The sequence below is a fragment of the Micromonospora sp. MP36 genome (assembly GCF_008119785.1).
Classification (GTDB): Bacteria; Actinomycetota; Actinomycetes; order Mycobacteriales; family Micromonosporaceae; genus Micromonospora.
This window is the reverse complement of the sequence record NZ_VSFA01000274.1, coordinates 1-960: the sequence shown is the minus strand read 5'-3', so window position 1 is coordinate 960 and position 960 is coordinate 1. Positions and strand designations below refer to the sequence as shown.

1 protein-coding gene is annotated in these 960 nt (G+C 67.9%); it reads left to right on the top strand.

Annotated features, from left to right (window positions below; translation table 11 throughout):
• Positions 1-111: 111 nt before the first annotated feature.
• Positions 112-960, top strand: an 849-nt coding sequence (locus FXF52_RS41135; protein WP_148805042.1) for a transposase domain-containing protein, incomplete at its 3' end; no start/stop codon positions are given.

Genomic DNA, 960 nt, shown 5'->3' with positions numbered 1-960 from the left:
CAACGCCGTTGCGTTTGGCGATCGGGGCCTGAGTCAAGGCTTTGAAGACGCGAACGGGACTTCTGATAGATCAGCTTGTGTCGAGCAAGGTGATCGTTATCAGGAGTCCCGTTGCAGGAGAAGTCTGTCATCAGCCGGTCGTTCGAGGTGGCCGGGGGTGTGCACGCGCCCGGTCATCTGGGTGAGTTGACCCAGATCATCGACTTTGACCTGGTAGACGCGGTGTTGGAGGAGACCGGGACACGGGAGAAGCGGCTGCGGCTGCTGCCGTCTCGGGTCGTGGTGTACTTCGTCCTCGCGCTCGCCCTGTTCGAGGGCTGTTCCTATCTGGCGACCTGGGGGAAGCTGACCGCTGCCCTGACGGACCTGCGCCTGACGCGGCCGAGCGTCTCCTCACTCTCACGCGCCCGCCGCCGGATCGGACCGGCGCGGCTACGGCGGCTGTTCGAGGCTCTGGCCGGTGTCGTCGGCCTGCCCAGCCAGCCCGGCGTGTTCTACCGGGGCCTGCGCACCGTGGCCATCGATGGCACTCACCTGCACGTGCCCGACGCAGATCAGGTCACCTGGCGTTACCCCAAACGGGTAGGAGACCGGCGGGAGTTCGGCTACCCGCTGCTGCGGCTGCTCGTGGTGATCGAGTGCGGGACCCGCGCCCTACTCGCCGCGGACTTCGGCCCTGACGCAGGAGGCGAACTGCCGTACGCCCACCGCCTGGTGGGCGTCTTGGACCGCGCGATGCTGCTGCTGGCCGACGCCGGCTTCGATGCCGCGCAGTTCCTGCACCACGTGCGCGAACGCGGCACGCAGTTCCTGGTCCGCTCCACCGCCTGCCGCCGCCCGACCATCACCCAGCGCCTGCCCGATGGCTCCTACCTGACCCGCATCGGCTACGGCACACTACCCGCCCTCATCCTGGTACGGGTCATCGAAGCGCAGGTCACCGTCACCCTGGCCGACGGC